Genomic DNA, 25690 nt, shown 5'->3' with positions numbered 1-25690 from the left:
CCGCCACCCTCGAGGATGAAGTCATTCACGCTGCCCGCCACGCTGCGCCGCCATACGGCGTCGATCGTGGCACGCATTCTGTCGCCCCGCGGCGTACTCGTTGCGGGGATTTTGCTGCTGATGTTCAGCTGGGGGCTTTCCACGGCGCTTTTAATCGAGGCGCGGCGTGATGCATATGACCATGCGGTCGAAAATGCACGCAACCTGATGCTGCTGATCGAACGCGATATCGCGCGCAATATCGAGCTCTACGATTTGTCGCTGCAGAACGTCCTCGACGGCGTGGCCGATCCGGAACTGACGACATTGCCGCCCCGCCAGCGCCATCGGCTGCTGTTCGACCGCGCCGCCACCGGCGAATATCTCGGGTCGCTGTTCGTGATGGATGCGCACGGCAATATCGTGATCGATTCGAGCGCGTCGCCCGCGCGGCAAGGCAACTTTGCGGATCGAGACTATTTCACCGTGCACCGCAACGATATCGCGCAGGGCCTCTATATCAGCCGGCCGTACGCATCCCGGCTGCGCGGCGGCGCGCTGACGATCGCGCTCAGCCGCCGGATCACGCTGCCCGACGGCTCGTTCGGCGGCATCGTCGTCGGCACGCTCAGCATCGACTACTTCCGCGCGCTGCTCGACGGCCTCGCGGTCGGCAAGCACGGCAGCGCGGCAATCGCCGAGCTCAACGGCACGCTCGTGAGCCGCCTGCCCTACGACGCGCGCGTGGTCGGCATCGACCTGCGCAGGTCGCCGCTGTTCATCGAGGCGCTGCGCAGGCGGGAAGGCGTGCTGTCGGGCGTCGGCAGCATCGACGGCGTGCGGCGCGTCTATGTTTACAAGCATCTCGCCGGCCTGCCGCTGATCGTCGACGTCGCACCCGCCGAGGTCGACATCTACGCGTCGTGGCACCACCGCGCGATCTGGACCGTCGTGCTGATGTGCCTGTTCACCGGGTTCATCGCGTGGGGATCGCTGGCGCTGTCGCGCGAACTGACGCGCCGGCAGGTCGCCGAATCGAAGCTGTATCGGCTCGCGCACACCGATGCGCTGACGGGCCTCGACAACCGCGGCACGTTCGACACGGTGCTCGCGAAGGAGGCGCAGCGTGCGTCACGCAGCGGCCGCCCGCTGTCGGTGCTGTTCGTCGACGTCGATCACTTCAAGGCGTTCAACGACTACTACGGCCACCCGGCCGGCGACGACGTGCTGCGGCGCGTCGCGCAAACCGCGTCGCGCTGCCTGCGTCGCGACGGCGATCACGTCGCGCGCTACGGCGGCGAGGAATTCGTCGTCACGCTGCCCGACACCGATGCGCAAGGCGCGCTGACCGTCGCCGAAGGCATCCGGCGCGCGATCGCGGAGCTCGGCATCGAGCACGTGAAAAGCCCGTACGGGCGTGTCACGGCGAGCATCGGCGCGGCGACCGCCGCCGACGGCCGCCTGAACGCCGCGACGCTGCTGCGGCGTGCCGACGAGGCGCTGTACCGCGCGAAGTCCGGCGGACGCAACCGCGTGCTGGAAGCGCAGCCGGGCATCGCGGACGCATGACATCGCGCTGACGTGACGCGAAGCCGCGCGGCGGCCGGCCCCGCCGGACGACCGCGCCGTGGACAGCCCCGCCGCGTTCGGCTAGCGTTACGTCTGCTGCGCATGCGGCGCGGCGCCGGCCCGCGCAGGCCGCGATGCGCGTTCCGGCCACTCCAGCTCCGTCATGACCACCCCGTTCCCTGCCCGGCTGCCGCCGCTCCTGCGCAACGCGCTCCGCCCGCTGCTCGACCCGTACCGCCGCTACCGGCACGCGAAGCTGATCCATGCGGCGCGCGTCGCGCTCGCGATTCTCGTGTCGATCGCGCTGTCCACCGGCCTGAACGTGCCGCACGGCGAATGGTCGACGATTACCGTGCTGATCGTCGTCGGCGGGCTGCAGCATCACGGCAACATCCGCAAGAAGGCAGCCGAGCGCGCGCTCGGCACGTCGATCGGCGCGCTCGCGGGGCTCGGGCTGATCCTGCTGTATTCCGCCGCGCACGCACCGATCGCGATCTACCTGCTGATGGCGCTCGCGTGCGGCATCTGCGCGTATCACGCGATCGGCAAGGCCGGCTATATCGCGCTGCTGTCGGCGATCACGATGGTGATCGTCGCCGGGCACGGCGACAACGAGATCGTCGACGGCCTGTGGCGCGCGGTGAACGTGCTGATCGGCATCGCGATCGCGCTGGCGTTCTCGTTCGCGCTGCCGCTCTATGCGACCTACTCGTGGCGCTACAAGCTCGCCGACGCGCTGCGCGCGTGCGCGGCCGTGCATGCGCGGCTCGCGGGCGACCGCCAGGTGAGCGACGACGCGCACCTGAAGGAAATGGCCGCGCTGAGCGCGCTGCTCGTGCAGCTGCGTTCGCTGATGCCGTCGGTGTCGAAGGAATGCGAGACGTCGATGACGCAGCTCGAGGCGATCCAGCGCAGCCTGCGCCTGTGCATCGGCTATCTGGAGATCCTGTCGAGCGCGGTGCCGGCCCGCGACGACGTCGCGGCCCGCGAATACATGCGCGTCGACATGAAGGCCGTGAACCGGCGCATCCGCGATACGCTGGTCGGCGCGAGCCGCGCGCTCAAGTTCGGCACGCCGAGCCGGCTCGCGCCGCGCCGCCGGCCGGCCGACCCACCGCACGGCGCACCGCCGCCGCAGCTGTCGGGCTACGTGTCGATCACGGCCAAGCTGGCCGTGGAAGTCGACCAGTTGCGCGAGAAGCTGCTCGACACCGCGCAGTCGTGGAATATCTGACGCTCGCGGGCATCCGGGCTTCACGCCAACACCTTTCATATTCCTTTCGGATCGGCGCACCGGCATCCTGACCGCTGCAGCCCCACCATTCGGCCGATCCGGCCCCGGAAACACGGCCGGCGTCCGGGCTCATCGGCGCCTGATTTGCCGTGATTTCGCGCCGCCCCGGGCGGCGTTCTCCACCCGGTTAACCGCCCGTCAGGCCCGCCGCGACAGGCCCGGCGACGGTTCCGGACGAAAATCAACCCTTGCCCCAACCTCCCGGACAGCCGATACTCGCATATTCCGCGAAATACGATCCCACCGGCTTCAATCCACGGTAATTCCTATGAGCACGATTCTCGAAAGCCTCCCGACCGGCCAGAAGGTCGGTATCGCCTTCTCCGGCGGCCTGGACACCAGCGCAGCACTGCACTGGATGAAACTCAAGGGCGCCGTCCCGTACGCATACACGGCGAACCTCGGCCAGCCCGACGAAGACGATTACGACGCGATCCCGAAACGCGCGATCGAATACGGCGCAGCCGGCGCCCGCCTGATCGACTGCCGCGCGCAGCTCGTCGCAGAAGGCATCGCGGCGCTGCAAAGCGGCGCGTTCCACATCACGACGGCCGGCGTCACGTACTTCAACACCACGCCGATCGGCCGCGCCGTGACGGGCACGATGCTCGTCGCCGCGATGAAGGAAGACGGCGTCAACATCTGGGGCGACGGCAGCACGTACAAGGGCAACGACATCGAGCGCTTCTACCGCTACGGCCTGCTCGTGAACCCGGATCTGAAGATCTACAAGCCGTGGCTCGACCAGACGTTCATCGACGAGCTCGGCGGCCGTGCCGAAATGTCCGAATTCATGAACCAGGCCGGCTTCGCGTACAAGATGTCGGCCGAGAAGGCCTACTCGACCGATTCGAACCTGCTCGGCGCGACGCACGAAGCGAAGGATCTCGAAAGCCTCGAGAGCGGCATCAAGATCGTGAACCCGATCATGGGCGTCGCGTTCTGGCGCGACGACGTGAAGATCGCCGCGGAAGAAGTGACGGTGCGCTTCGAAGCCGGCCAGCCGGTCGCGCTGAACGGCGTCGAGTTCACCGACCCGGTCGAGCTGCTGCTGGAAGCGAACCGCATCGGCGGCCGTCACGGCCTCGGCATGAGCGACCAGATCGAAAACCGGATCATCGAGGCGAAGAGCCGCGGCATCTACGAAGCCCCGGGCCTCGCGCTGCTGTACATCGCGTACGAGCGTCTCGTCACCGGCATCCACAACGAAGACACGATCGAGCAGTATCGCGAGAACGGCCGCCGTCTCGGCCGCCTGCTGTACCAGGGCCGCTGGTTCGACCCGCAGGCGATCATGCTGCGTGAAACGGCCCAGCGCTGGGTCGCGCGCGCGATCACCGGCGAAGTGAAGATCGAACTGCGCCGCGGCAACGACTACTCGATCCTGAGCACGAAGTCGCCGAACCTCACGTACCAGCCGGAACGCCTGTCGATGGAGAAGGTGGCATCGACGTTCTCGCCGCGCGACCGGATCGGCCAGCTGACGATGCGCAACCTCGACATCACCGATACGCGCGACAAGCTGCGCGTGTATTCGCAAGTCGGGCTGCTGACGCCGGGCGAAGCATCGGCGCTGCCGCAGATCAAGGGCGACGACAAGTAAGTCGCCTCGCTCGACGCCGTGCCGCATCGCTGGATGCGGCACGGTCAGGCAGGCTGCGCGGATTGATCCTCTTCTTCACGCACGCAGCCTGCCGCTCCCTCCCTCTCCCCCGCCTTTCCGCTTCCCCTTCCGCAATTGCATCACGCCGCGTAGCGCACCGGCGGCACGGCACCGCCGCGCCAGTCATGGCAAGCTGCGAGTCATCTCGATGCATGAAGCCGGGCGTGCTCGCGATACGCGCCGGCCCGGCGGCCCGGCGTCCCGGCGCACCGGCCGCGCCTACGAGTGATGCCGCACGCTCGGCACGGCCGCTTCCCTCGCACCCTTGCGGCTCAGCATCAGCGTGACGACCGCCGACACCGCGAGCGTGCCCGCCACCACGTAGAGCCCTGCGGCATAGCCGCCCGTCACGTGCTTCAGCCAGCCGATCGCGAACGGCCCGACGAACCCGCCGAGGTTGCCGATCGAGTTGATCATCGCGATGCCGGCCGCCGCGCCGGCACCTGACAGGAACGCGCTCGGCATCGCCCACAGCGGCGCCTTCGCGGCACTGATCCCGATGTTGACGACGACCAGCGCGAGCACGGTGAGCAGCGCGGTGCCCGCCTGCCCCGCAAACACGAAGCCGATGCACGCGAGCACGCACGGAATCACGACGTGCCAGGTGCGCTCGCCGCCGCGATCCGAATGCCGCGCCCAGGCGATCATCGCGACGACCGCGGCGATGCTCGGGATGCCGGTGAGCAGGCCCGTCTGCAGCGCGGTGAAGCCGAACTGCTTGACCATCAACGGCGCCCACAGGCCGAGCGTGTACAGCCCCGCCGACGTGCCGAAATAGATCAGCGCAAGCGCCAGCACGCGCGGATCGCGCAGCGCCTGCCACGCGCCCGCGGTATGCCCGGCATGCGTGTGGCGCGCATCGGCTTCGGCTTTCAGCTTCGCGACCAGCCAGTCGCGCTCGTCCGCCCGCAGCCATGCGGCCTTCGACGGCGAATCGGTCAGGCACCTGAGCACGACGAAGCCGAGCACGACCGCCGGCAGCGCTTCGACGATGTACAGCATCTGCCAGTCGGCGAGCCCGAACATCGGCGGCATCTGCATGATCGCGCCCGACAGCGGCGAACCGATCGCGGTCGAGATCGGCGCGGCCGCCATGAACCACGCGGCGGCCACCGCGCGCTGCTTCGCGGGAAACCACAGGCTCAGGTACAGGATGATGCCGGGGAAGAATCCCGCCTCGGCCATGCCTAGCAGGAAGCGCAGCACGTAGAAGCTCGTCGGCCCGGCCGCGAATGCGGACACGGCCGACACGATCCCCCACGTGATCATCACGCGTGCGATCCAGATGCGCGCGCCGACGCGATGCAGAATCAGGTTGGACGGCACTTCGAACAGGAAGTAGCCGATGAAGAACAGGCCGCCGCCGAACCCGAACGCGGTCGGCGACAGGCCGATCGCCTTGTTCATCGTCATCGCGGCAAAGCCGACGTTGACGCGATCGAGAAAGCTGACGAAATAAAGCAGCATCACGAACGGAATGATGCGCCACATCAGTTTCCGCGCGACGCGGGTTTCCAGATCCGCTTGCATGTGTCTCCTCCTTCGAGGTCGAGCCGTGCTCTGCCATGAATGCTCGCCGGCGCCGCCGCGAAACGGGCGCCGGGGCGCCCGGGCGCCCGGCTCGCGTCGGATGCGCGAGTCGCGGGCAGGAAAACGGGGAGACGATGAACGGGCGACAGCCGGTGACCGGTTGCGCACGCGCGCCGCCGCTACGTCGCGGCCCGCCCGCCCATCGCCGCCCGTGTCATCAGGCGGCGATCGCTGCGTTCGCGACACGCTCGCAGACAGCCGCCGTCACCTGCGCGGTCGTCGCGCTGCCGCCGAGATCGCGCGTGTGCAGCGACGGGTCGGACGTCACCGCCTCGATCGCCCGCATCACGCTTGCGGCGGCCTCCGCTTCGCCGAGGTGGTCGAGCAGCATCACGACCGACCAGAACGTGCCGACCGGATTCGCGAGCCCCTTGCCCATGATGTCGAACGCGGAGCCATGGATCGGCTCGAACATCGACGGATATCGGCGCTCGGGATCGATGTTGCCGGTCGGCGCGATGCCGAGGCTGCCGGCGAGCGCGGCCGCGAGATCGCTGAGGATGTCCGCGTGCAGGTTGGTCGCGACGATCGTGTCGAGCGACGCCGGCCGGTTGACCATGCGCGCGGTCGCCGCGTCGACAAGCTCCTTGTCCCACGTCACGTCGGGGAACTCCTGCGCGACCTGCTTCGCGATCTCGTCCCACATCACCATCGCGTGCCGCTGCGCGTTGCTCTTCGTGATCACGGTCAGCAGCTTGCGCGGACGCGACTGCGCGAGCCGGAACGCGAAGCGCATGATGCGTTCGACGCCGGCGCGCGTGAGGATCGACACGTCGGTCGCGGCCTCGATCGGATGGCCCTGGTGCACGCGGCCGCCGACGCCCGCATATTCGCCCTCGGAGTTCTCGCGGACGATCACCCAGTTCAGGTCGCCGGGCCCGCAGCGCTTCAGCGGCGCGTCGATACCGGGCAGGATGCGCGTCGGTCGCACGTTCGCATACTGGTCGAAGCCCTGGCAGATCTTCAGGCGCAGCCCCCACAGCGTCACGTGATCGGGCACGTCGGGGTCACCCGCCGAGCCGAACAGGATCGCGTCCTTGCCGCGCAGCGCGTCGAGGCCGTCGGCCGGCATCATCGCGCCGTGCTCGCGGTAGTAATCGGCGCCCCAGTCGAAATCCTCGAACTCGAACGCGAAGCGGTCGCTGCCGCGGGCCAGCGCCTCCAGCACCTGCTTGCCGGCCGGCACCACTTCCTTGCCGATCCCGTCGCCGGGAATCGTTGCGATACGGTAGGTCTTCATGCGCACATCCTCGGTTGATCATCAGCGTGGAGGCACTTTACCGAACCAGGAGTGCAGGAACCGGTGCTAGACTCAAAGCATCTTTAACTTGAATTCATGAATCCCGTCATGGCGGATACCGTCCAGCCGGCCGATCTCGGCTTCTTCTCGACGCTCGCCGCCTCCGGCAGCCTCAGCGCGGCCGCCCGCGAACTCGGGCTGACCGCGGCGGCCGTCAGCAAGCGGCTCACGCAGATGGAACGGCGCGCGGGCGTCACGCTGGTGAACCGCACGACGCGGCGGATGATGCTGACGCCGGAAGGCGACGTGTATCTCGACTACGCGCGCCGGATCCTCGACCAGATGGACGAACTCGGCGAGTTGCTCGGCAGCGCGAAGCAGCGCCCGAAGGGGTTGCTGCGCGTGAATGCGACGCTCGGTTTCGGCCGCAGCCACGTCGGCCCGGCGATTTCACGCTTCGTCGCGCGGTATCCGGAAGTGTCGGTGCAACTGCAGTTGTCGGTGATGCCGCCGCCGCTCACCGACGACGCGTTCGACGTGTGCATCCGCTTCGGCGAGCCGCCCGATTCGCGCGTCGTCGCGCGGCGGCTCGCACCGAACCGCCGGCTGCTGTGCGCGGCGCCCGCGTATCTCGCGCGGCACGGCACCCCGGGCACGCCGCACGACCTGACGCGGCACAACTGCATCGGCATCCGCCAGGGGGACGAGGGTTACGGCGTCTGGCGCCTGACGAGCGGGCGCGGCACGGCGCGTTATACGGAAGCCGTGCGGATCAACGGCAACCTGACGACGAACGACGGCGAGATCGCCGTGAAGTGGGCGCTCGACGGGCACGGGATCCTGATGCGCGCGGAATGGGATCTGCGCGACTACCTCGCCGACGGGCGCCTGGTCGTCGTGCTGCCCGATCACGAAACGCCGGGCGCCGACATTTATGCGGTGTATGCGCAGCGTCACCAGATGTCCGCGCGGATTCGGGCGTTCGTGGATTTTCTGGCGGAGGAGCTGGGGCGGTTGAGGACGGTGCAGGAAAAACCGTAAGGCCGGATCAAGCCGCCGTCGCCATATGCGTGCGGCACCGACGACGCTCGACGGCCGAATCGCCCCGCACGTGGCCACGGTTCGCTCCGCATGCACACGGGCTTGTCTCGCCAGGCTCGGCATCAAAAGGCAAATATTCTGGCGAAACACGGCGCACGATCGCCAGAATATTTGCATCTCGATGCACCAGCCCCCGAGCAGGCGCACATGGCCGCCGCATTTTGCCTGGCGAACGATTGACCGCCCTTCGTTCAGCGCTCCTCGTTCACGCCACTGCCACCTGACTCCCCTCGCGATCGTTCATCTCGACGACTTCCGGCACCAGCTGTCGCGCCATGGCCCCCGCGACGGCCACGCCCTCCCGATCCCGTTCAAACCGCTCGACGATCCAGTCGACGAACGCGCGCACGCCGGGCGACACATGCGGGCGCTTCACGTACACGGCCGACACCGCGATCGCACCCGGCCGCCAGCGCGGCAGCACTTCCCGCAACCGCCCCGCGTCGATCAGCGGCTGCGCGGCGACGCGCGGCGGCTGGATCAGCCCGAGGCCATGCACGCCGCACGCCAGGTACGCCTGCTCGTCCTCCACACTGACGATCCCGTCGAGCCGCACCTTGCGCACCGCGCCATCGACGAGGAAATCGAGTTCGGCCGTACGCTGCCCCGGAACCGACGACGTGCCGACCGCACGATGCACGGCCAGATCGTCGAGCGTGCGCGGTGCGCCGTGGCGGTCGAGATACGCGGGGCTCGCGCATGTCACGCGCTCGAGCGTGCCGAGCCGGCGCGCAACGAGCGACGAATCGGGCAGTTCGCCAAGCTGGACGCTGCAGTCGATCGCGTCGCCGATGCGATCGGCCGGGCGCCCGGATACGCCCAGCGTCAGCGCCAGATCGGGATGCCGTGCATGGAACTCGCCGAGCGCGGGCAGCACGATCGCGTCCGCGACCGCCGCCGGCAACTCGACGCGCAGCGGCCCGCTCGGGTGCAGCGCGGCGCCGCGAATGCTGGCCTCGAGCTCGTCGACGTCGGCCGTGATGCGCACGCAGCGCCGGTAATACGCGTCGCCTTCGGGCGTCGCCCGCAGCGCGCGCGTCGTACGCACCAGCAACGGCATGCCGAGCGCCGTTTCGAGCTCCTGCACGGTCCGCGTCGCGGTGGCGCGCGAAATGCCGAGCGCCTGCGCCGCGCGCGTAAAGCTGTTCATTTCGACGATGCGCGTGAAGATGCGCATCGCGCGGATCGGATTGTCCACCGGACACCCCTGCATGTTTGCCGCATGCCGCGGCGCACGCTTGCGCGCCCGCCGTGCATGCGTATCGAGGAACGCCGCGCCGCCGGCGCGGCAGACGGTTCAGCCGTTCGCCGCCGCGGCGCCGCGCGCCGGGTCGTCGAGCAGCCGTTGCGCCAGCGCGAGTGCGTCGTCGCGGGTGGCGGCCGCGTTCAGCGGATAACCCCAGACCTTCTCGAACGCGCCCGAGAACGCGTCGAGCGCCGCGCGCCGCGCGGCGTCGGGCTCGATCGCGATCATCGCTGGGATCCATTCGTGCGACTGCGCGCGGTTGGCCTTGCTCCACTTCGCGAGCTGCTTGCGCAACTCGTGATCGTCGGCGCCGCGTTCATTGCCGGACGGCGCATCGTCGGTCAGAAGAACGAACGGTTCGCGACGCGCGAGCAATGCGTCGAGTTCGGCGATCAGGCGGGCGGGGTCGGTGTGCGTCGAACCGGTGTAACGCAACCAGACAAACGGGAATTCGGTCGTGGTGATGTGCATGTCGGCCTCCAGATGAGAACGATTCTCATTTTATGGATCGAGGCCCGCGGCGTCATTTATCGTCCCGGCCAACCGCTTGCCCGATCCGGCCAATCGCGCCCGAATGGCGCGAATCGCGCGGTTCAGCGTTGCCGGTCGGTCAGGAATTGCGTCGGCGACTTGCCGGTCGCCTTGCGGAACATCGTCACGAAGCTGCTCGCGCTCTCGTAGCCGAGCTCGATCGCGATCTGGTGCACGCGGCGGCCGGTCGTCAGCATCCGCAGCGACAGCGCGACGTGCAGCCGCCGGCGCCAGTCGCCGAGGCTCATCCCGAGCTCCTTCGCCGCGAGCCGCGTCAGGCTGCGCTCGCTGATGCCCGCGCGCCGCGCGAGCTCGGCCAGCGGCGACTTGTCGGCCGGATCGGCGAGCAGATGGTCGATCAGCTTGCGCAGCCGGCGATCGGCGGGCATCGGGAGGTACAGGTCCTCGACCGGTGCGGCGACGAGTTCGTCGAGCAGCGTCGCCATCAGCCGCCCCTGCGGCCCGTCGACGTCGTACAGGTTCGGAAAGCTCGCCGCCTTCAGCAGCAGTTCGCGCAGTAGCGGCGACACCGACAGCGTGCAGCAGCGCGCGGGAAGGTCGAGGGCGGCATCCGGTTCGACCAGCACCGCGTAGAACGTCGCGCCGGCCGAGCCGCGCGCCGCGTGCGGAACGTCGCCCGGAATCCATACCGTGCATTGCGGCGGCGCGCTCCACACGCCGCCATCGATCTCGCAATAGATGACGCCGCTCAACGTGTAGAGCAACTGCGCCTGCGGATGGCTGTGCCGTTCGAGCCGCCATTCAGGCTCGACGACCGAACCGCCGAACACGACGAGCGGACGCGGCACGTGGAAGACTTCGTCATCCGCTGCGGGATCGGTGGTCGGAGGAAGCTGGCGCATGAAACGGTGGACGATGGAGGAAGCCGGACGCCCTGCCCGCGCGCCCTTTCGTGCTTATACCAGAAAGGCGCCGGCGCGGCCCTGCCGCCCGGACGGATGCCCGTGCGGCGTCTGCAGCCGCCTGCCGATGCGAATACAATGCCCCGATCCCTCGCCGCCGCCGCACCCACCTGCCGGAGCCGTCATGTTCGACCTGACCACGCTGACCACCTTCACGGCCGTCGTCCTGGGCCTGTTCCTGATTCCCGGCCCCGCCGTGCTGCTCGTGCTGAGCCGCACCGTGCAGGGCGGCCGCAAGACCGGCATCCTGACCGGCCTCGGCGTCGCCAGCGGCGACTTCGTGCATACGCTGTTCGCGGCCGTCGGCCTGTCGGCGCTGCTGATGACGTCGGCGCTCGCGTTCAATGTCGTGAAGGTGATCGGCGCCGCGTACCTGATCTATCTCGGCGTGCGCGCGCTGCTGGAGAAGCCGTCCGATCCGTCGCTGCCGAGCGTATCGCCCGTCACCCCGCTCAAGGCGTACCTGCAGGCGATTCCCGCCGAGGTGCTGAATCCGAAGACCGCGCTGTTCTTCCTCGCGTTCATGCCGCAATTCGTGCATCCGGAACGCGGCTCGACGTTCGTGCAGTTCGCGGTGCTCGGGCTGATCTTCGTCGTGCTCAGCTCGCTCTACACGACGCTGATCGCCTGCTCGATCCGTCCGCTCGGCCGAATCGTGAAGCGGCTCACGTGGCTCACGCGCTGGCAGGGGAAGATCATCGGCTCGATCTTCATCGCGCTCGGGCTGCGCGTGGCCGTGCAGCAGCGCTGACACGCACGGCCGCATGACGTCCGCCGCCACGCCCGCCGGCGAAGCGCTCTACACCGACCCGCGCCTCGTCGCGGTCTACGACCTGTTCAACGCGGGCGATCGGGATTTCGCGTTCTACGCGTCCGTGATCGGCGCCGCACGCCGCCGCATCCTCGACCTCGGCTGCGGCACCGGCACGTTCGCGCGCCGGCTCGCGGCAGCCGGGCACGACGTCGTGGCGATCGATCCCGCGCCGGCGATGATCGAATACGCCCGACGCCAGCCGGGCGCCGACGCGGTCCACTGGCTTGCGTGCGGGCTCGACGGCCTGCCGCCCGACGCGCCGCCGTTCGATGCGGTCGTGATGACCGGGCATGCGTTCCAGTGCCTGCTGACCGACGCGGAAATCGATACGACGCTGCGCGGTGCGCGGTACGTGCTCGCCGACGGCGGCCGCTTCCTGTTCGAGACCCGCAATCCGCGCATCGCGCCGTGGCGTGCATGGACGCCGGCAAATTCGGCACGCAGCGTCGAATCGCGCGAATCGGGCATCGTCGACCTGCATCATGCGGTGCGCTCCGTGGACGGCGCGATCGTCACGTTCGACACGCACTACCGCTTCCGCCGCGACGACACGGTGCTGATGAACACGAGCCGGCTGCGCTTCATCACTCAACCCGACTTGCGGGAGCGCGTGATCGCGGCCGGATTCTCGTCGGCCGAGTGGTACGGCGACTGGCAGCACGCGCCGTTCGACGCTGCGACCAGCGCGGAGATCATCGCGATCTGCCGCGCGTGAGTGCGCGTTCCCGACCGCGTCAGCCCGCCACCGGCAGCGTGTCCACCGCATACACATGCCGCAGCGTGCGGCCCAGCACCGGGTCGGCCAGCTCGACCTCGAACCGCTCGGCCGGCCGGATGCCGCCGATCGCCGCCAGCGTGCCGCACAGCATCGCGGTGCCGTCGACGAAGCGGCCGTCGTGGCGCGCGAACTGAGCTAGCAGGTCGTCCGGTGCGCGCATCGTGCTCACCTTGCCTTCCTGGTACAGCACGCGCTCGCCGTCGATCGTCGCGTAGGCGCGCAGCACGAGCTGATCCCAGTGCCCGGCCACGTCGTCGAGCTTCCACAGCGTGTTCGCGCACGGCTTGCCGCACATCTGCTTCGACACCGTGATCCCATACGTCTCGACCTCGCGGTCGGTGTGATCGGACGCGATGCCGACGAACGTCTCGCCGCCGTCGCGCACCAGCACGAATTCCGCTTCGCCGCTGCTCTGCCCGCCCGACACCTGGATTGCGGGCGACGGATCGAGGCGGTCGGCCGCGACGCGGTAGAACACGGGCGTCGTCGCCGGGGGCTTGACGCCCAGTTCCTCCAGCTCGCGGATGTGGTTCTCCATGGCGACCGTGTCGCGGCCGGTCCAGCCCGCGATCACGAGCGTGTCGATCGCGATCGCGCGCTCGGTGCGGCCGTCGCGACCGTCGATCGCAAACGTGATGGTTTTCATCGAATGCTCCTCGTAGCGGGCAGCGCACGCGCGATGCGGCGCCGCCCGCGATGTGTCGTGAATGGCCGGGCTCAGGCCGGGTCGTAGTAGTGCATCTCCAGCAGCACGCAGCCGCCGTTCGACTTGAACGGGCCGTGCCATGCGCCGGGCGGGCGCACCGCATACGTGTAGCCCTTGAACGGCGTGCCGCCGTTGCCGTGTTCGTCGTTGCCGACGGTCAGATCGCCTTCGACGAGAAACACCTCTTCCCAGTAGTCGTGCACGAACGGCTTCTTCGTATGCAGCCCGGCCGGCAGGCGCAGCAAGCGCGTGCGGCTGCCGCGCTTCCGCTCGGTGTCGAGCGCGCCGGACAGGATCAGTTCCTGCGCGCCGGATGCCGGGTCATAGCCTTCCGGCAGTTGCCAGTCGCGCTGCATGTCCAGCGTATGGAATTCGTCGTGAAGCTTGTTGATGGCCATCTGTCTCTCCTGTGGCGATAGCGGATGAGTCGAACGCGATGCGGCGCGTCAGGCGGCGCGCGGCGTCGACAGTTCCTGGTTCAGCGAATAGCTGCCGAGCATCGAATCGACGAGATGCGACGCGCGCTGCCAGTCGTACGTGCGATACGCGTGCCCCTTCGTGACGAACGACGCGCCGGCGTAGAACAGTTCGTACTGGTTGTGGCGCGACGCGAATTCGGAGCCGACCGCATCCCACGCGAGCTTGAAGAACTTCACGCGCTCCTCGGACGAGCACACCGGCGACTTCTGCGTCTTCTCGATGATGCGCAGCAGGTCGGGGTTCTCGAAATCGCGCACGCTGGACGGCAGCATGATCATTCCGCCGCCGGCGAGCTCGCGCAGCGTGTTGAGCACCTTCGAATAGAGCTGCTGCGTGACGACCTGCGAGCCGTACAGCATGTTGCGATCGGGCACGTAGAAGCCGTTGACGACGGTGCCCTTCGCTTCCATCCCGTAGACCCACGCCTCGACCATCGACGCTTCGGCCGCGAGCTGGCCCAGCGTTTCGCGCACCTGCGGGAACGCATTCGTGCCGTTGACCTCGGAGATCTTCAGGCCGAGCCCGACGAGGAAGCGCAGCTTCGTCATCAGGCGCACCTGGCATTGGTAGTTCTGGTACACGTGCGCGGGCGTCGCGTGGAACTGCTTCGCGCACATCGCCGTGTTGCCGGCAACGAAGATCCGTTCCCACGGCACCTTCACGTCGTCGAAATACAGCACCGCGTCGTTCTCGTCGAAGCGGCTCGACAGCGGGTTGTCGAACACCGATGTCGCGTTCTCCTCGTACGACTTGCGCGACAGGATCTTCATCCCCTTCGCGTTCATCGGCACCGCGAACGACAGCGCATACATCTCGTCGCCCTCGCGCAGCGGCTGGATGCAACTGCAGAACACCTCGTTCGCCATGATTCCGCTCGTCGCGAGCATCTTCGCGCCGCGCACCGTGATGCCTTCGGCATCCTGATCGACGATGCCGACCGCGAGGTACTTGTCCTCCTGCTCGTGCGCGGCCTTCGACTGGTTCGCCTGCGGATTCACGATCACGTAGGTCAGGAACAGGTCGTTGTCGCGTGCGTAGCGGTAGTAGTCGCGCAGCGCGCCCGCCCGAGCCGGATCGTATTGCTCGAACACGTCGGCGCCCATCACCATGCCGGCAAGACAGGACGCGACGTGATCCGGCGAGCGGCCCATGAAGCCGTAATGCAGTTCCGACCACGCTTCCAGCGCGGCACGGCGTTCGACGAGTTCGTCGTAGGAGGTCGGCAGTTGCCAGATCCGGCTGACGCGGTTGCCCGAGTCGGGCGACACGAACGTCATCTTCTCGACGTTCTCGTCGCGCGCCTGGTAGTCGTACAGGCTCGCGTAGCTGCGGATCGAATTGCGGAATGCCGCATGCGCGGTCACGTCGCCGACCGGCTGGCCGTTCAGGTAGACCTGCCGCCCGTCGCGCAGCGACGCGATGTGCTGGGTTCCGTTCTTGATCATGATGTCCTCGTGGGTGGAATGAAACGTGGATTGCATTCAGGCAGACGGCGCGTGCATGCCGTCGAGCGTGCGATAGCGGCCGCCGAAGAAGATCAGCGGGCGCCCTTCGGAGCGCGCGCGGTGCCGCGTCACGCGGCCGACGAAGATCACGTGATCGCCGCCGTCGTACTGCGCGTAGGGCTCGCATTCGAACGTCGCGAGCGCGTCGGGCAGCAGCACCGCGCCGTCGTCATCGGCCGCGCCGGTACGCCAGCCCCACTTGTCGCCGTTCGCTTTCGCGAAGCAGTTCGACAGGTGCTGTTGCGTCTCGTCGAGCACGTTGACCGCATAGCCGCCCGCGCCGGCCAGGTCGCCGAGGCTCAGGCTCCGACGGTCGACCGAAAACAGGATCAGCGGCGGGTCCAGCGACACCGAATTGAACGACGCGACCGTGATACCGATTGGCGCCCCCTCCTTGCGCGGGGCGGTAATCACCGCAACGCCCGTCGCGAACATCGACAGCGCGGTGCGAAAGCGCCGCTGCGCGTCGGCACCCGCACCGGTTCCGGCATGGTTCTCGCTCATCTCGTCCTCCTTGGGTTGCATCGCCGGATTCCGCTGCGGAATCCGGCCCAACAAAGCATCGTTACTTAGCTTTGTTATTTAGCTTTTATTAAATGTAAACACAAAGGCGGGTTCAAGTTGTCGTAAACCCTGACCTAGAAAGCTTTGTTTGAAAGACAACCCTACTGGCGGGATGGGTGTTGCGCGGCGCCCGAGAATGTCCACGTACACTGCGGCTACCCTGTTCCGCGGTGCTTTCGCGCACCGCGGGAGACACCGCTTTCCGGAGCCGCATCGATGCAATCCCGTCCGATCTATATGGACTACAGCGCGACGACGCCCGTCGATCCGCGCGTGGTCGACAAAATGGTGCCGTTCCTGCACGAGCAGTTCGGCAACCCGGCTTCACGCAGCCACAGCTACGGCTGGGATGCCGAGCAGGCGGTCGAGGAGGCGCGCGCCCACGTCGCCGCGCTGCTCGGCGCCGATCCGCGCGAAATCGTGTGGACCTCCGGCGCGACCGAGGGCAACAACCTCGCGATCAAGGGCGCCGCGCACTTCTACCAGGGCAAGGGCAGGCATCTCGTCACGGTGAAGACCGAGCACAAGGCCGTGCTCGATACGTGCCGCGAGCTCGAACGCCAGGGCTTCGACGTCACGTACCTCGACGTGCGGGAAGACGGCCTGCTCGATCTCGACACGGTGCGGCAGGCGCTGCGCGCCGACACGATCCTGGTGTCGGTGATGCTCGCGAACAATGAAACGGGCGTGATCCAGCCGGTGACGGAGATCGGCGCGCTGTGCCGCGCGCACGGCATCGTGTTCCACTGCGACGCCGTGCAGGCGGCCGGCAAGATCCCGATCGACGTGAATGCGTTGAACGTCGACCTGCTGACGGTGACCGCGCACAAGGTCTACGGCCCGAAGGGGATCGGCGCGCTGTACGTGCGCCGCAAGCCGCGCGTGCGGATCGAAGCGCAGATGCACGGCGGCGGCCATGAGCGCGGGATGCGCTCGGGCACGCTGCCCACCCACCAGATCGTCGGGATGGGCGAGGCGTTCCGGCTCGCGAAGGAAGAGATGGCGGAGGAAAGCCGCCGGGTCGGCGCATTGCGCGACCGGTTGCTGGCCGGCCTGTCGACGCTCGACGAGGTTTACGTGAACGGCGATCTCGCCCGCCGGATTCCGCACAACCTGAACGTCAGCTTCAACTTCGTCGAAGGCGAATCGCTGATCATGGGGATCAAGGGTGTCGCGGTATCGTCAGGCTCCGCGTGCACGTCGGCATCGCTGGAGCCGTCGTACGTGCTGCGCGCGCTGGGCCGCAGCGACGAGCTCGCGCACAGCTCGATCCGCTTCACGCTCGGCCGCTTCACGACCGAAGCCGAAGTGGACAGCGTGATTGCGCAGGTGCGCGACACGGTCGGCAAGCTGCGCGCGCTGAGCCCGCTGTGGGACATGCATCTCGAAGGGGTCGACCTGAATACGATCGAGTGGGCCGCGCACTGAATGCGGTCGAAGCGTCAGGCGGGCTGGCGGCGCGTACGCGTCAGCCTTTTTCCTGGCGCGCGATCAGGTGCGCGAGATCGAGCGTCGCGCGGTCGCCGTTGGTGACGAGGCGGTCGATTACCGAGCAGAGCGCCTTGAATTCGGTCTTCGTCACGCCCTCGAACAGCACGTTGTTGATGCGCTGCTGCGTATCGGTGAGCGCCTTCAGCAGCTTCGAGCCGGCCGGCGTGACCGTGAGACGCATCTTGCGCTTGTCGTCGGGGTCCGGGCGCTTGTCGATCAGGCCGAGCTTCTTCAGCTTGCCCGTCTCGATCGTGACGAATGCGCCGCTCAGGTGCAGGTGATCGGCGAGGCGGTTGACGGTCACGACGTCGTCGTGCGAAAGATGCGAAACCGATACGAGCAGCGAATACTGGATGCCGGTGAGGCCGACCAGCGAGCCGAAGCCGTCGCGTACCGACAGCAGGCGGGCCGCAAACGGCAGCAGCCCGTTGATCAGGTGGCGAAATTCCGTGTCCGTGCCGTCGATCAGGCAGGCCGGGTTGGTGATGGTCAGAACGGACTCCTCTTGCTGCTTGGCCATGACTTCGACGCTCCGTACGGTCATGCGAATTTAGCTTTGAAACGAAATTATACGGCAAAGGCACATACGCCCCTGGCCAGGTCCGGCCGGTGCGCGTGGCCCCATTTCCCGCTACAGGAGGCTCGTCCATGCCCTTCCCGCTTCATCCCGCGTCGGTTCGCGCGCTGCTCGAATGCTATCTGCGCGCAAAGGACCTGAACCGGCCCGCGCTGATCGCCGACTGCTTCGCGGCCGATGCCGAGCTGAGCTTTTCGCTCGCGAACGACGACATCGATTTTCCGCCGCGCGTGACGGGCGCGGCCGCGATCGCACGCACCCTGGTCGAGGAATTCGGCGAGCGGTTCGAGCGGTGCCGGACCTATTACGTTTGCACGGAACCCGAAGTCGACCCACACGGCGTCAGCAGGATGTCGTGGCTCGTCGTAATGCGGCAGAAGGACAAGGGCGCGTTGCGGATCGGGCACGGCACGTACCGCTGGCAGTTCACACCCGACAGCGAAGGCGGTGCGCGGATCGCCGCGCTGCACATTCACATCGCGCGCATGGATACGATCGACGATCCGAAGTCGACGAAACTCGACGCGCTGCATGCGGCGTTCGGGTATCCGTGGCTGCCGGCGCACGCGTTCGCGCGCGGGCTGGCGGATGTCGCGGCCGCGCAGCCGGAATGGGCATTCCTGGCGCCGTTTCACGAAGCGGCGGCTGCGGCGGCCGGTTGAAACACGGCCGAAGCGCGTCGCCGCATCACGCGCGGGCAAGGAGCTGACGGACCGTCATCACACGCGGATCGTCGATCGTCAGAACCTCGCCGTAATGGGCAATCGTTGCACGGCGGTCGAGCAACAGCGGAATCGAGACGCGCCCGAGCAGCGTCCGCTCGACCGCTTCGCCGAACGTGAATCCGCACAGATACACACCGTCGACCACGCAATTGGTCGAGAACACTCGGCCCTGCGCATCGACATAAAACTCGGCGTACCCGAGATCGTCTTCGGCGAAGCCGATCATCGTCGTCCCGAGCGCCTGTTCCCACGCGTCGATCTGGTGATCCTTGCGCGCCAGCGCATGAAAGACGAGCCCCATTCGCGCGCAGGTTTGCCCGCTGGCAGAGGCGCCCACGATCAGCCCGCCGAATTCGCGCAGGATTGCATCTCCCGGATGCTCGCCGTCGCCGGATGACACACGGCAACCGGAATCGCCACGCCACCCCGAATCTGCAAACAGCGCTTTGACCGACGAAGGAATCACGACCACCACCACCCTCCCGACGTTTGCGTGCACGATACCGCACGCGCTATCCGCCATGCGCGACGCAGGGAATGCATCGCGCATGCCCGTCACCTCGACGCATCGAGCGCGCCCCTCACCCCCTCCCAATCCAGCCCGAACCGCGCGAGATACTTGCGCAACCTGTCCGCATCGTTCGGCTGCTTCTTGCTCTGCCGCGACACCGCGAACAGCGTGCGCCCCGCTTCCGACAGGCTTGCCGACACGCGGCACACGTCGAGCACGCGTTCGAGCTGCGCACGGTCGAACAGGTCGAGTTCCGCCGCGCGCGCGCCGAACACCGCGTCGACGCATGCCTCGGACGATCCCGCGCCGCCCGGCTGCGACCACGTGCGCGTCAGCCGTTCGACTTCCTGTTCGGCAAGCGCTTCGGTAATCCGTCCCGCGTCGGCCAGCGTCGCCATCCGCGTGACCGACGCTGACAGCTCGCGGAAGTTGCCGGCCCACGCCGCACGCGGCGACGCGGCGAACGCGAGGTAGCGCCGCTTCGCCTCGACATTGAAACGCACCTGCTCGCCCTGCTCGCGGCCGAACCGGTCGAGTTCGAATTCGAGGTTCGGCTCGATGTCCTCGCGGCGCTCGGCCAGCCCCGGCAGTTCGTACGTCCACAGGTTGATCCGCGCATAGAGATCCTCGCGGAAGGTGCCGGCCGCCACCATCTGCCGCAGGTCGCGGTGCGTGCCCGCGATCAGTTCGAAATCGCTGGTCGCCTCGACGTCAGCGCCGACCGGCAGGAAACGCTTCTCCTCGATCGCCTTCAGCAGCATCGCCTGTTCGTCGAGCCCGAGTTCGCCGATCTCGTCGAGAAACAGCAGGCCGCCGTCCGCCGCGCGCAGCAGCCCGGCCCGCGCCGACTGCGCGCCCGTGAACGCGCCCTTCACGTGGCCGAACAGCGTCGACATCGCCGCGTCGCCGCGCAGCGTCGCGCAGTTGATCTCGATGAACGGCCCCGCGAGCCGATGGCGGCCGCGCTTCAGCTCGTACACGCGCTTCGCGAGAAACGACTTGCCGGCGCCCGTCGGCCCGACCAGCAGCATCGGCGCGCGCGAACGCACGGCCACGCGCTCCAGTTGCTCGATCAGCGCATTGAAGCGCGCGTTGCGCGTCGCGATGCCCGCCTTCAGGAACGACACCGTCTCGTCGCGCTCGCGCGTGAAGCGCTGCGCGATCCGGTTGTAGCGCGACAGGTCGAGATCGATCACCGACATCGTGCCGGGCCCGCTCGGCCCCTCGTCGGTCTTCTGCGGCGGTGCCGTCTGGGCGAGACGCGCCGGCAGGTAACGCGCCTCCGCCAGCAGGAACCAGCAGATCTGCGCGACGTGCGTGCCGGTGGTGATGTGGATCAGGTAGTCCTCGCGGTCGAGATCGAACGGGTAGGCGCGCGCGAAATCGTGCAGCGTCGCGTAGACCTCCTCGAAATCCCACGGATCGCGAATCTCCATCGGAACGAGCCGCACGTCGGTGTGCGGCGACACGCGCTCCAGGTCCTGCTTCACGCGGTTCGCGAGACGCGCGTAGCTCGGCGCGTGCAGCAGTTCGAGCCGGTCGACCGGCATGTCGCGCTGCTCGCACAGCGAAATCGTCGGCCGCCAGTTGCGCCAGCGACGCTGCGAGCCGCCACCCTGGTCGAGCACGGTACCGAGAAAACCGATCGCGACGGTCTTGCGCATGTTTATCCCACAAGATAAGAGACGATCGGATTGTATCGAATATTCGGATCGAGCCGTGGCCGGATTTTCATGCGCCGCCCGTCACGACAAATAATTTCCCCTTCCATTTCAATGACTTGAGATTTATTTCGTGCATTGCGCCGCCCGCTGGCACGCTCCTCGCTAAATAGAAAGCGCCGGATGTCCCGCTGGCCCGCGAGCCAGGGTTCACAAAGCCCTGCTGGTGCGCCGCCGCCGAACCTGGTTCGTCGCGGTCGCGCATGCCGCCATGGGCAGACGAAGGCAAACGGGCGCGTACTGGAACTTCGCCCGGGTTCGAATCCCGGGGCGCCCTCCGTTCGGTAGCTCATTCGGGTAGAGCAGCCGGCGCAAGCCGGTGTGTAGCGGGTTCGAATCCCGCTCGAACGCTGTCCGCAAGGACAGCCTTGTAATGAAAGCAGTACCCGCCGGTGCGGGCCGCAAGGCCCGCCGCGCGTCGGACCGGTTGCGGTTCCGCGCGATCGGCCGGACGGCCGCACGGCCCGCGCGAAGGCGCACGACGACGCGAAGCAGGATGCGTCGCCGCGCACTTCGGCGCCGGGCCTGCGCGCCGCCCGCCCGGTTGCGTCGCCCCGCGATCCGCACGATGCGCGTCACCCGGCGGTCATCGAAGAAAAGGACAAGAATATGTGGATGCGACATGTAGTGAAAAAGAACGAACGCGCGCTGCTGATGAACGAGGGCGATTTCGTGAAGGTGCTCGAACCGGGCGTGTTCAAGGCCTTCGATCCGTTCAAGCGCCTGTCGGTGCAGACCGCGCGTCTCGACGCGCCGCTCGCCGACGCGGCACTGGCCGATTACCTGCGTCACGACGCACAGGACGTGCTCGCCCGGCACTTCGTCGCGATGGATCTCGCCGACGACGAAGCCGGCCTGCGCTACGAAGACGACGTGCTCGTCGAGATCCTGGTGCCGGGCACGCGCCGGCTGTACTGGCGCGGCCTGACCGCGCACCGTCTCGAGCGCGTCGATCTCGCGCAGGACAGCATGCTGCCGGCCGCGCTCGTGAAGCGCATCGCGCAACCGGCGCTGCGGGCGCGCGGCGTGGCGGGCCTGGCGGGTGTACTGCTGGCGCAGGTGCCGGCGTACCACGTCGGCGTGCTGAAGATCGACGGCAAGATCGAGCGGCTGCTGGACGCGGGCGTCTCGGCGTTCTGGCGCTTCAACCGCGACATCGCGGTCGAACTCGTCGACCTGCGCGTGCAGGCGCTCGAAGTCGGCGGACAGGAAATCCTGACGCGCGACAAGGTCGCGCTGCGGTTGAACCTGTCGGCGACGTGGTGTTATGCGGACGTGCTGCATGCGTTCGGCCAGCTGCAAAAGCCGGTCGAGCACCTGTATCGCGAGCTGCAGTTCGCCCTGCGTTCGGCCGTCGGCACACGCTCGCTCGACGAACTGCTGGAAGACAAGCAGTCGATCGACGACGTCGTGATCACGCAGGTGCGTGCACGCCTGGGCAACTCGGGCGTGGACGTGCGCAGCGTCGGCGTGAAGGATATCGTGCTGCCGGGCGACATGAAGACGATCCTCGCGCAGGTGGTCGAGGCGGAGAAGTCCGCGCAGGCGAACGTGATTCGCCGCCGCGAGGAAACGGCGGCCACGCGTTCGCTGCTGAACACCGCGAAGGTGATGGAAGAAAACCCGACCGCGCTGCGGCTCAAGGAGCTGGAAACGCTCGAGCGCGTCGCGGAACGGATCGACCGCATCTCGGTGTTCGGCGGTCTCGACCAGGTGCTGAACGGACTCGTCAGCATCAAGGGCGCCTGACGGGCGCAACGGCGCGGCGCAAGTGTGCCGCGCCGCATGAATGAAGGAATCGGGTGAAGCAAATGAGTGCAATGGATTACCAGGTGATGGAACTGGCGAACGGCAAGCCGGTGAAGATGTGGACGCAAGGCGTCGCCGTCGAGGACGAAGCGCGCGCGCAGCTGCGCAACACCGCGCAGATGCCGTTCATCTTCAGCCACGTCGCGGTGATGCCGGACGTCCACCTCGGCAAGGGCTCGACGATCGGCAGCGTGATCCCGACGAAGGGCGCGATCATTCCGGCCGCGGTCGGCGTCGACATCGGCTGCGGGATGATGGCCGCGCGCACGACGCTGACGGCGTCCGACCTGCCGGACTCGCTCGCGGGCCTGCGCAGTGCGATCGAACGCGCGGTGCCGCACGGCCGCGCGCCGGGCCGCCGTGATCCGGGCGCGTGGGGCGACCGCACGCCGGCCGCCGTGACCGAATCGTGGAAGTCGCTGCAACCGGGCTTCCAGCGGATCGTCGACAAGTATCCGAAGCTGGAAAAGACGAACCACTACGCGCATCTCGGCACGCTCGGCACCGGCAACCACTTCATCGAAGTGTGCGTCGACGAAGCGGACCACGTGTGGTTCATGCTGCACAGCGGCTCGCGCGGCGTCGGCAATGCGATCGGCAGCCTGTTCATCGAACTCGCGCAGGCCGACATGCGGCAGCACATCGCGAACCTGCCGGATCGCAACCTCGCGTATTTCACCGAGGGCAGCCGCCACTTCGACGACTACGTCGAGGCGGTCGGCTGGGCGCAGGACTACGCGCGGCGCAACCGGCAGGCGATGATGGATGCGGTGATCGGCGCGGCGCGCGGCATGATCGCGAAGCCGTTCTCGGTCGACGAACACGCGGTGAACTGCCACCACAACTACGTGCAGCGCGAACGCCATTTCGGCGAAGACGTGCTCGTGACGCGCAAGGGTGCGGTGTCCGCGCAGAAGGGGCAGCTCGGGATCATTCCGGGCTCGATGGGTGCGAAAAGCTTCATCGTGCGCGGGCTCGGCAACCCGGAAAGCTTCTGCTCGTGCAGCCACGGCGCGGGCCGGACGATGAGCCGCACCGAAGCGAAGCGCCGCTTCACGGTCGACGACCAGGTGAAGGCGACCCAGGGCGTCGAATGCCGGAAGGATTCGGGCGTCGTCGACGAAATCCCGATGGCCTACAAGGACATCGACGCGGTGATGGCGGCCCAGCGCAGCCTCGTCGAAGTGGTGCATACGCTGCGCCAGGTGGTGTGCGTGAAAGGATAGCGCGGTGCGCGGCCGATGGCCGGCGGCCGCGCGCAACGAGAGAGAAACGACAATCATGAAAACGGAACAACTGACTGCCGTGCGCAGTGCGCACCCGGTCGACCCGGCCGTGCGGGCGCGCGTGATGGCGGAGCTCGCGGAAGTCGAGCGCCGCCACGACGTGAGCGTGCTGTTCGCGTGCGAATCGGGCAGCCGCGGCTGGGGATTCGCCTCGCCGGACAGCGACTACGACGTGCGCTTCGTATATGTGCACCGGCGCGACTGGTACCTGAGCGTCGAAGCGCAACGCGACGTGATCGAGCGGCCGCTCGACGACGAGCTGGACGTCAGCGGCTGGGAACTGCGCAAGGCGCTGCAACTGCTGCGCCGCTCGAACCCGACGCTGCTCGAATGGCTCGACTCGCCCGTCGTGTATCGCGAAGACGCGCGCTGGGCGCCGCGGCTCAGGTCGCTGGCGTCGGCGTTCTTCTCGCCGGTGCGCGGGCGTCATCACTACCTCGCGATGGCGAAGAAGAACTTTCGCGGCTATCTGCAAGGCGACACGGTGCGTTACAAGAAATACCTGTACGTGCTGCGGCCGCTGCTCGCGGTGCGCTGGATCGACGCGGGGCTCGGAATGCCGCCGATGCGTTTCGCGGCGCTCGTCGACGGCACCGTGCACGAGCCGTCGGTGCGCGCGGAGCTCGACGCGCTGCTCGCGCTGAAGATGAGCGCGAACGAAAGCGAATTCGGGCCGCGCCGGCCGGCGATCCACGCGCTCGTCGAAACGATGCTCGCCGATGCCGAACACGATCGCGAATACAAGCGGCCGTGGGGCGACGTGGCGATGCTCGACGCGTTCCTGCGCGACGTGGTCGACGCACGATGAAAAGCGAACGGCGCGATGCCTGCGGGCATCGCGCCATTTGCGCATCCGTGCACGTGCGCCCCGTGCCGGCCAGCAACGTACGTGCCCGCACACGACGCGCCGCCGCCGCGATCGGCGCCCATTGCGGCGGTATACTCGAAACCGTTCCGCAAAGCGCGCCCCTGCATGCGCCGCTGCCTTCGACCGCCCCGCTTGCTGACGATGCGCTTGCAGTCCGACGTCTTGCGCCCGCCCATCCACAGTCGATACGAACCGTCATGTCGCACCGCCTTTCGCTCGCCATCGCCGCCCTCCTCGCCGTTTCCCCGATCGTTGCCCAGGCCCGTCCGCTCACGCGGCCGCCGGTCGAGCGCGACTTCAAGAACTGGTCGGTCGTCTGCGACAACGTCAATCGTTGCATTGCCGAAAGCCATGCCGACGACATCGACGACTCGCGCACCAGCCTCATCCTGCGCGTGACGCGCGATGCCGGCCCGGACGCGCAAGCCTCGCTCGCCCTCTATGCGTCGGCGCCGCTGGACCTGCGCACCGCACGCGCGGACGGCCGCCCGTTCGATGCGATGGCGGCCCAGTGGCATGCGTTCGGCGGCAAACCGGACGACGACGAAGCACACCCGTTCCGGATCCGCACCGACGATCCGGCAACGGTTGCCGCATGGCTCACCGCGGCGCGCAACGCGCAACTGCTGAGCTTCGGCGATCCGGCGTCGGCGCAAACCGCCCGGACGCCGTTGACGGGGTTGAACGCCGCGCTGCTGCTGATCGACGACACGCAAGGC

24 protein-coding genes and 1 tRNA gene are annotated in these 25690 nt (G+C 67.7%); 13 read left to right on the top strand and 12 right to left on the bottom strand.

What is annotated here, in order from left to right:
* Positions 1-15 precede the first annotated feature (15 nt).
* From ABY44_RS11540 to argG, 3 genes are all read left to right on the top strand, one after another.
* Entirely contained in the window at positions 16-1548 is a 1533-nt protein-coding gene (locus ABY44_RS11540) for a sensor domain-containing diguanylate cyclase (RefSeq protein WP_060173068.1), read from the top strand.
* A gap of 163 nt (positions 1549-1711) precedes the next feature.
* Complete coding sequence (locus tag ABY44_RS11535) at positions 1712-2782, top strand: FUSC family protein (RefSeq protein ID WP_060173067.1); 1071 nt, start codon at positions 1712-1714, stop codon at positions 2780-2782.
* 328 nt (positions 2783-3110) lie between these two features.
* On the top strand, positions 3111-4445 hold the full coding sequence (gene argG, locus ABY44_RS11530; protein ID WP_021157353.1) for an argininosuccinate synthase: 1335 nt from the start codon (positions 3111-3113) through the stop codon (positions 4443-4445).
* Between the two features lie 279 nt (positions 4446-4724).
* Here argG and ABY44_RS11525 read toward each other — a convergent pair whose 3' ends face one another.
* Positions 4725-6035: an MFS transporter gene (locus tag ABY44_RS11525; protein WP_060173066.1), complete on the bottom strand. Its 1311-nt coding sequence runs from the start codon at positions 6033-6035 to the stop codon at positions 4725-4727.
* Positions 6036-6252: 217 nt separating this feature from the next.
* Positions 6253-7335 carry a tartrate dehydrogenase gene (locus ABY44_RS11520; RefSeq protein ID WP_060173065.1) on the bottom strand — a complete coding sequence of 361 codons (1083 nt, stop codon included), beginning with the start codon at positions 7333-7335 and terminating at the stop codon, positions 6253-6255.
* Positions 7336-7443: 108 nt separating this feature from the next.
* On the opposite strand from ABY44_RS11520, the gene ABY44_RS11515 reads away from it, so the two are divergent.
* The gene (locus ABY44_RS11515; RefSeq protein WP_027790933.1) at positions 7444-8376 is read left to right on the top strand and encodes a LysR substrate-binding domain-containing protein; all 933 of its coding nucleotides are present in this window, start codon (positions 7444-7446) and stop codon (positions 8374-8376) included.
* Between the two features lie 265 nt (positions 8377-8641).
* Here the strand turns inward: ABY44_RS11515 and ABY44_RS11510 are convergent, their stop codons facing one another.
* From ABY44_RS11510 to ABY44_RS11500, 3 genes are all read right to left on the bottom strand, one after another.
* Positions 8642-9634: a LysR family transcriptional regulator gene (locus ABY44_RS11510; RefSeq protein ID WP_027790932.1), complete on the bottom strand. Its 993-nt coding sequence runs from the start codon at positions 9632-9634 to the stop codon at positions 8642-8644.
* Between the two features lie 99 nt (positions 9635-9733).
* Positions 9734-10153 (bottom strand): hypothetical protein, encoded by a 420-nt coding sequence (locus ABY44_RS11505; protein ID WP_060173064.1) that lies wholly within the window; start codon positions 10151-10153, stop codon positions 9734-9736.
* Positions 10154-10275: 122 nt separating this feature from the next.
* Positions 10276-11076 carry an AraC family transcriptional regulator gene (locus ABY44_RS11500; protein ID WP_027790930.1) on the bottom strand — a complete coding sequence of 267 codons (801 nt, stop codon included), beginning with the start codon at positions 11074-11076 and terminating at the stop codon, positions 10276-10278.
* Positions 11077-11260: 184 nt separating this feature from the next.
* Between ABY44_RS11500 and ABY44_RS11495 the strand changes: the two genes are divergently transcribed.
* Entirely contained in the window at positions 11261-11887 is a 627-nt protein-coding gene (locus ABY44_RS11495; protein ID WP_027790929.1) for a LysE family translocator, read from the top strand.
* Between the two features lie 13 nt (positions 11888-11900).
* Positions 11901-12665: a class I SAM-dependent methyltransferase gene (locus tag ABY44_RS11490; RefSeq protein ID WP_060173063.1), complete on the top strand. Its 765-nt coding sequence runs from the start codon at positions 11901-11903 to the stop codon at positions 12663-12665.
* 19 nt (positions 12666-12684) lie between these two features.
* Here the strand turns inward: ABY44_RS11490 and ABY44_RS11485 are convergent, their stop codons facing one another.
* The 4 genes from ABY44_RS11485 to ABY44_RS11470 form a co-directional block, all read right to left on the bottom strand.
* Complete coding sequence (locus ABY44_RS11485) at positions 12685-13374, bottom strand: DUF2848 domain-containing protein (RefSeq protein WP_060173062.1); 690 nt, start codon at positions 13372-13374, stop codon at positions 12685-12687.
* Between the two features lie 71 nt (positions 13375-13445).
* Positions 13446-13832 (bottom strand): hypothetical protein, encoded by a 387-nt coding sequence (locus ABY44_RS11480; protein ID WP_060173061.1) that lies wholly within the window; start codon positions 13830-13832, stop codon positions 13446-13448.
* A 48-nt stretch (positions 13833-13880) separates the two neighbouring features.
* On the bottom strand, positions 13881-15359 hold the full coding sequence (locus ABY44_RS11475) for a 4-hydroxyphenylacetate 3-hydroxylase family protein (protein ID WP_060173060.1): 1479 nt from the start codon (positions 15357-15359) through the stop codon (positions 13881-13883).
* A gap of 36 nt (positions 15360-15395) precedes the next feature.
* Positions 15396-15944 (bottom strand): flavin reductase family protein, encoded by a 549-nt coding sequence (locus tag ABY44_RS11470; RefSeq protein WP_081072743.1) that lies wholly within the window; start codon positions 15942-15944, stop codon positions 15396-15398.
* A gap of 255 nt (positions 15945-16199) precedes the next feature.
* Between ABY44_RS11470 and ABY44_RS11465 the strand changes: the two genes are divergently transcribed.
* Positions 16200-17411, top strand: a complete 1212-nt coding sequence (locus ABY44_RS11465) for an IscS subfamily cysteine desulfurase (RefSeq protein WP_060173059.1) — start codon at positions 16200-16202, stop codon at positions 17409-17411.
* Positions 17412-17451: 40 nt separating this feature from the next.
* On the opposite strand, the gene ABY44_RS11460 is transcribed toward ABY44_RS11465, so the two are convergent.
* A complete protein-coding gene (locus ABY44_RS11460) occupies positions 17452-17994 on the bottom strand; it encodes a MarR family winged helix-turn-helix transcriptional regulator (RefSeq protein WP_059484198.1) in 543 nt (180 codons plus the stop codon).
* Positions 17995-18122: 128 nt separating this feature from the next.
* Between ABY44_RS11460 and ABY44_RS11455 the strand changes: the two genes are divergently transcribed.
* Entirely contained in the window at positions 18123-18713 is a 591-nt protein-coding gene (locus tag ABY44_RS11455) for a nuclear transport factor 2 family protein (RefSeq protein ID WP_060173058.1), read from the top strand.
* Between the two features lie 25 nt (positions 18714-18738).
* Here the strand turns inward: ABY44_RS11455 and ABY44_RS11450 are convergent, their stop codons facing one another.
* The gene (locus ABY44_RS11450; RefSeq protein WP_230948803.1) at positions 18739-19326 is read right to left on the bottom strand and encodes an SUKH-3 domain-containing protein; all 588 of its coding nucleotides are present in this window, start codon (positions 19324-19326) and stop codon (positions 18739-18741) included.
* Positions 19327-19331: 5 nt separating this feature from the next.
* Positions 19332-20951, bottom strand: coding sequence for an RNA repair transcriptional activator RtcR (gene rtcR, locus ABY44_RS11445; RefSeq protein ID WP_060173057.1), 1620 nt, complete (start codon positions 20949-20951; stop codon positions 19332-19334).
* Positions 20952-21286: 335 nt separating this feature from the next.
* Between rtcR and ABY44_RS11440 the strand changes: the two genes are divergently transcribed.
* The 5 genes from ABY44_RS11440 to ABY44_RS11420 form a co-directional block, all read left to right on the top strand.
* A tRNA-Cys gene (locus ABY44_RS11440) sits at positions 21287-21359 on the top strand.
* A 258-nt stretch (positions 21360-21617) separates the two neighbouring features.
* The gene (locus ABY44_RS11435; RefSeq protein WP_060173056.1) at positions 21618-22757 is read left to right on the top strand and encodes a slipin family protein; all 1140 of its coding nucleotides are present in this window, start codon (positions 21618-21620) and stop codon (positions 22755-22757) included.
* Positions 22758-22819: 62 nt separating this feature from the next.
* Entirely contained in the window at positions 22820-24043 is a 1224-nt protein-coding gene (locus ABY44_RS11430) for an RtcB family protein (RefSeq protein ID WP_060173055.1), read from the top strand.
* 55 nt (positions 24044-24098) lie between these two features.
* Positions 24099-24911 (top strand): nucleotidyltransferase domain-containing protein, encoded by an 813-nt coding sequence (locus tag ABY44_RS11425; protein ID WP_060173054.1) that lies wholly within the window; start codon positions 24099-24101, stop codon positions 24909-24911.
* A 257-nt stretch (positions 24912-25168) separates the two neighbouring features.
* The coding region (locus ABY44_RS11420; RefSeq protein WP_431641203.1) for a DUF1176 domain-containing protein at positions 25169-25690 on the top strand (522 nt) is incomplete at its 3' end.

Source organism: Burkholderia sp. ZZQ-2, from assembly GCF_050768715.1.
Taxonomy (GTDB): Bacteria; Pseudomonadota; Gammaproteobacteria; order Burkholderiales; family Burkholderiaceae; genus Burkholderia; species Burkholderia cepacia.
This window is presented reverse-complemented; position numbering and strand designations above follow the sequence as displayed.

Bases quoted from the DNA above. Each gene is read 5' to 3' on its own strand.
- rtcR (WP_060173057.1), bottom strand. From the start codon at position 20,951: ATGCGCAAGACCGTCGCGATCGGTTTTCTCGGTACCGTGCTCGACCAG.
- ABY44_RS11460 (WP_059484198.1), bottom strand. From the start codon at position 17,994: ATGGCCAAGCAGCAAGAGGAGTCCGTTCTGACCATCACCAACCCGGCC.
- ABY44_RS11500 (WP_027790930.1), bottom strand. From the start codon at position 11,076: ATGCGCCAGCTTCCTCCGACCACCGATCCCGCAGCGGATGACGAAGTC.
- ABY44_RS11450 (WP_230948803.1), bottom strand. From the start codon at position 19,326: ATGCGCGATGCATTCCCTGCGTCGCGCATGGCGGATAGCGCGTGCGGT.
- ABY44_RS11480 (WP_060173061.1), bottom strand. From the start codon at position 13,832: ATGGCCATCAACAAGCTTCACGACGAATTCCATACGCTGGACATGCAG.
- ABY44_RS11435 (WP_060173056.1), top strand. From the start codon at position 21,618: ATGTGGATGCGACATGTAGTGAAAAAGAACGAACGCGCGCTGCTGATG.
- ABY44_RS11455 (WP_060173058.1), top strand. From the start codon at position 18,123: ATGCCCTTCCCGCTTCATCCCGCGTCGGTTCGCGCGCTGCTCGAATGC.
- ABY44_RS11490 (WP_060173063.1), top strand. From the start codon at position 11,901: ATGACGTCCGCCGCCACGCCCGCCGGCGAAGCGCTCTACACCGACCCG.
- ABY44_RS11525 (WP_060173066.1), bottom strand. From the start codon at position 6,035: ATGCAAGCGGATCTGGAAACCCGCGTCGCGCGGAAACTGATGTGGCGC.
- ABY44_RS11515 (WP_027790933.1), top strand. From the start codon at position 7,444: ATGGCGGATACCGTCCAGCCGGCCGATCTCGGCTTCTTCTCGACGCTC.
- ABY44_RS11540 (WP_060173068.1), top strand. From the start codon at position 16: ATGAAGTCATTCACGCTGCCCGCCACGCTGCGCCGCCATACGGCGTCG.
- ABY44_RS11485 (WP_060173062.1), bottom strand. From the start codon at position 13,374: ATGAAAACCATCACGTTTGCGATCGACGGTCGCGACGGCCGCACCGAG.
- ABY44_RS11465 (WP_060173059.1), top strand. From the start codon at position 16,200: ATGCAATCCCGTCCGATCTATATGGACTACAGCGCGACGACGCCCGTC.
- ABY44_RS11495 (WP_027790929.1), top strand. From the start codon at position 11,261: ATGTTCGACCTGACCACGCTGACCACCTTCACGGCCGTCGTCCTGGGC.
- ABY44_RS11505 (WP_060173064.1), bottom strand. From the start codon at position 10,153: ATGCACATCACCACGACCGAATTCCCGTTTGTCTGGTTGCGTTACACC.
- argG (WP_021157353.1), top strand. From the start codon at position 3,111: ATGAGCACGATTCTCGAAAGCCTCCCGACCGGCCAGAAGGTCGGTATC.
- ABY44_RS11520 (WP_060173065.1), bottom strand. From the start codon at position 7,335: ATGAAGACCTACCGTATCGCAACGATTCCCGGCGACGGGATCGGCAAG.
- ABY44_RS11470 (WP_081072743.1), bottom strand. From the start codon at position 15,944: ATGCAACCCAAGGAGGACGAGATGAGCGAGAACCATGCCGGAACCGGT.
- ABY44_RS11425 (WP_060173054.1), top strand. From the start codon at position 24,099: ATGAAAACGGAACAACTGACTGCCGTGCGCAGTGCGCACCCGGTCGAC.
- ABY44_RS11430 (WP_060173055.1), top strand. From the start codon at position 22,820: ATGAGTGCAATGGATTACCAGGTGATGGAACTGGCGAACGGCAAGCCG.
- ABY44_RS11535 (WP_060173067.1), top strand. From the start codon at position 1,712: ATGACCACCCCGTTCCCTGCCCGGCTGCCGCCGCTCCTGCGCAACGCG.
- ABY44_RS11475 (WP_060173060.1), bottom strand. From the start codon at position 15,359: ATGATCAAGAACGGAACCCAGCACATCGCGTCGCTGCGCGACGGGCGG.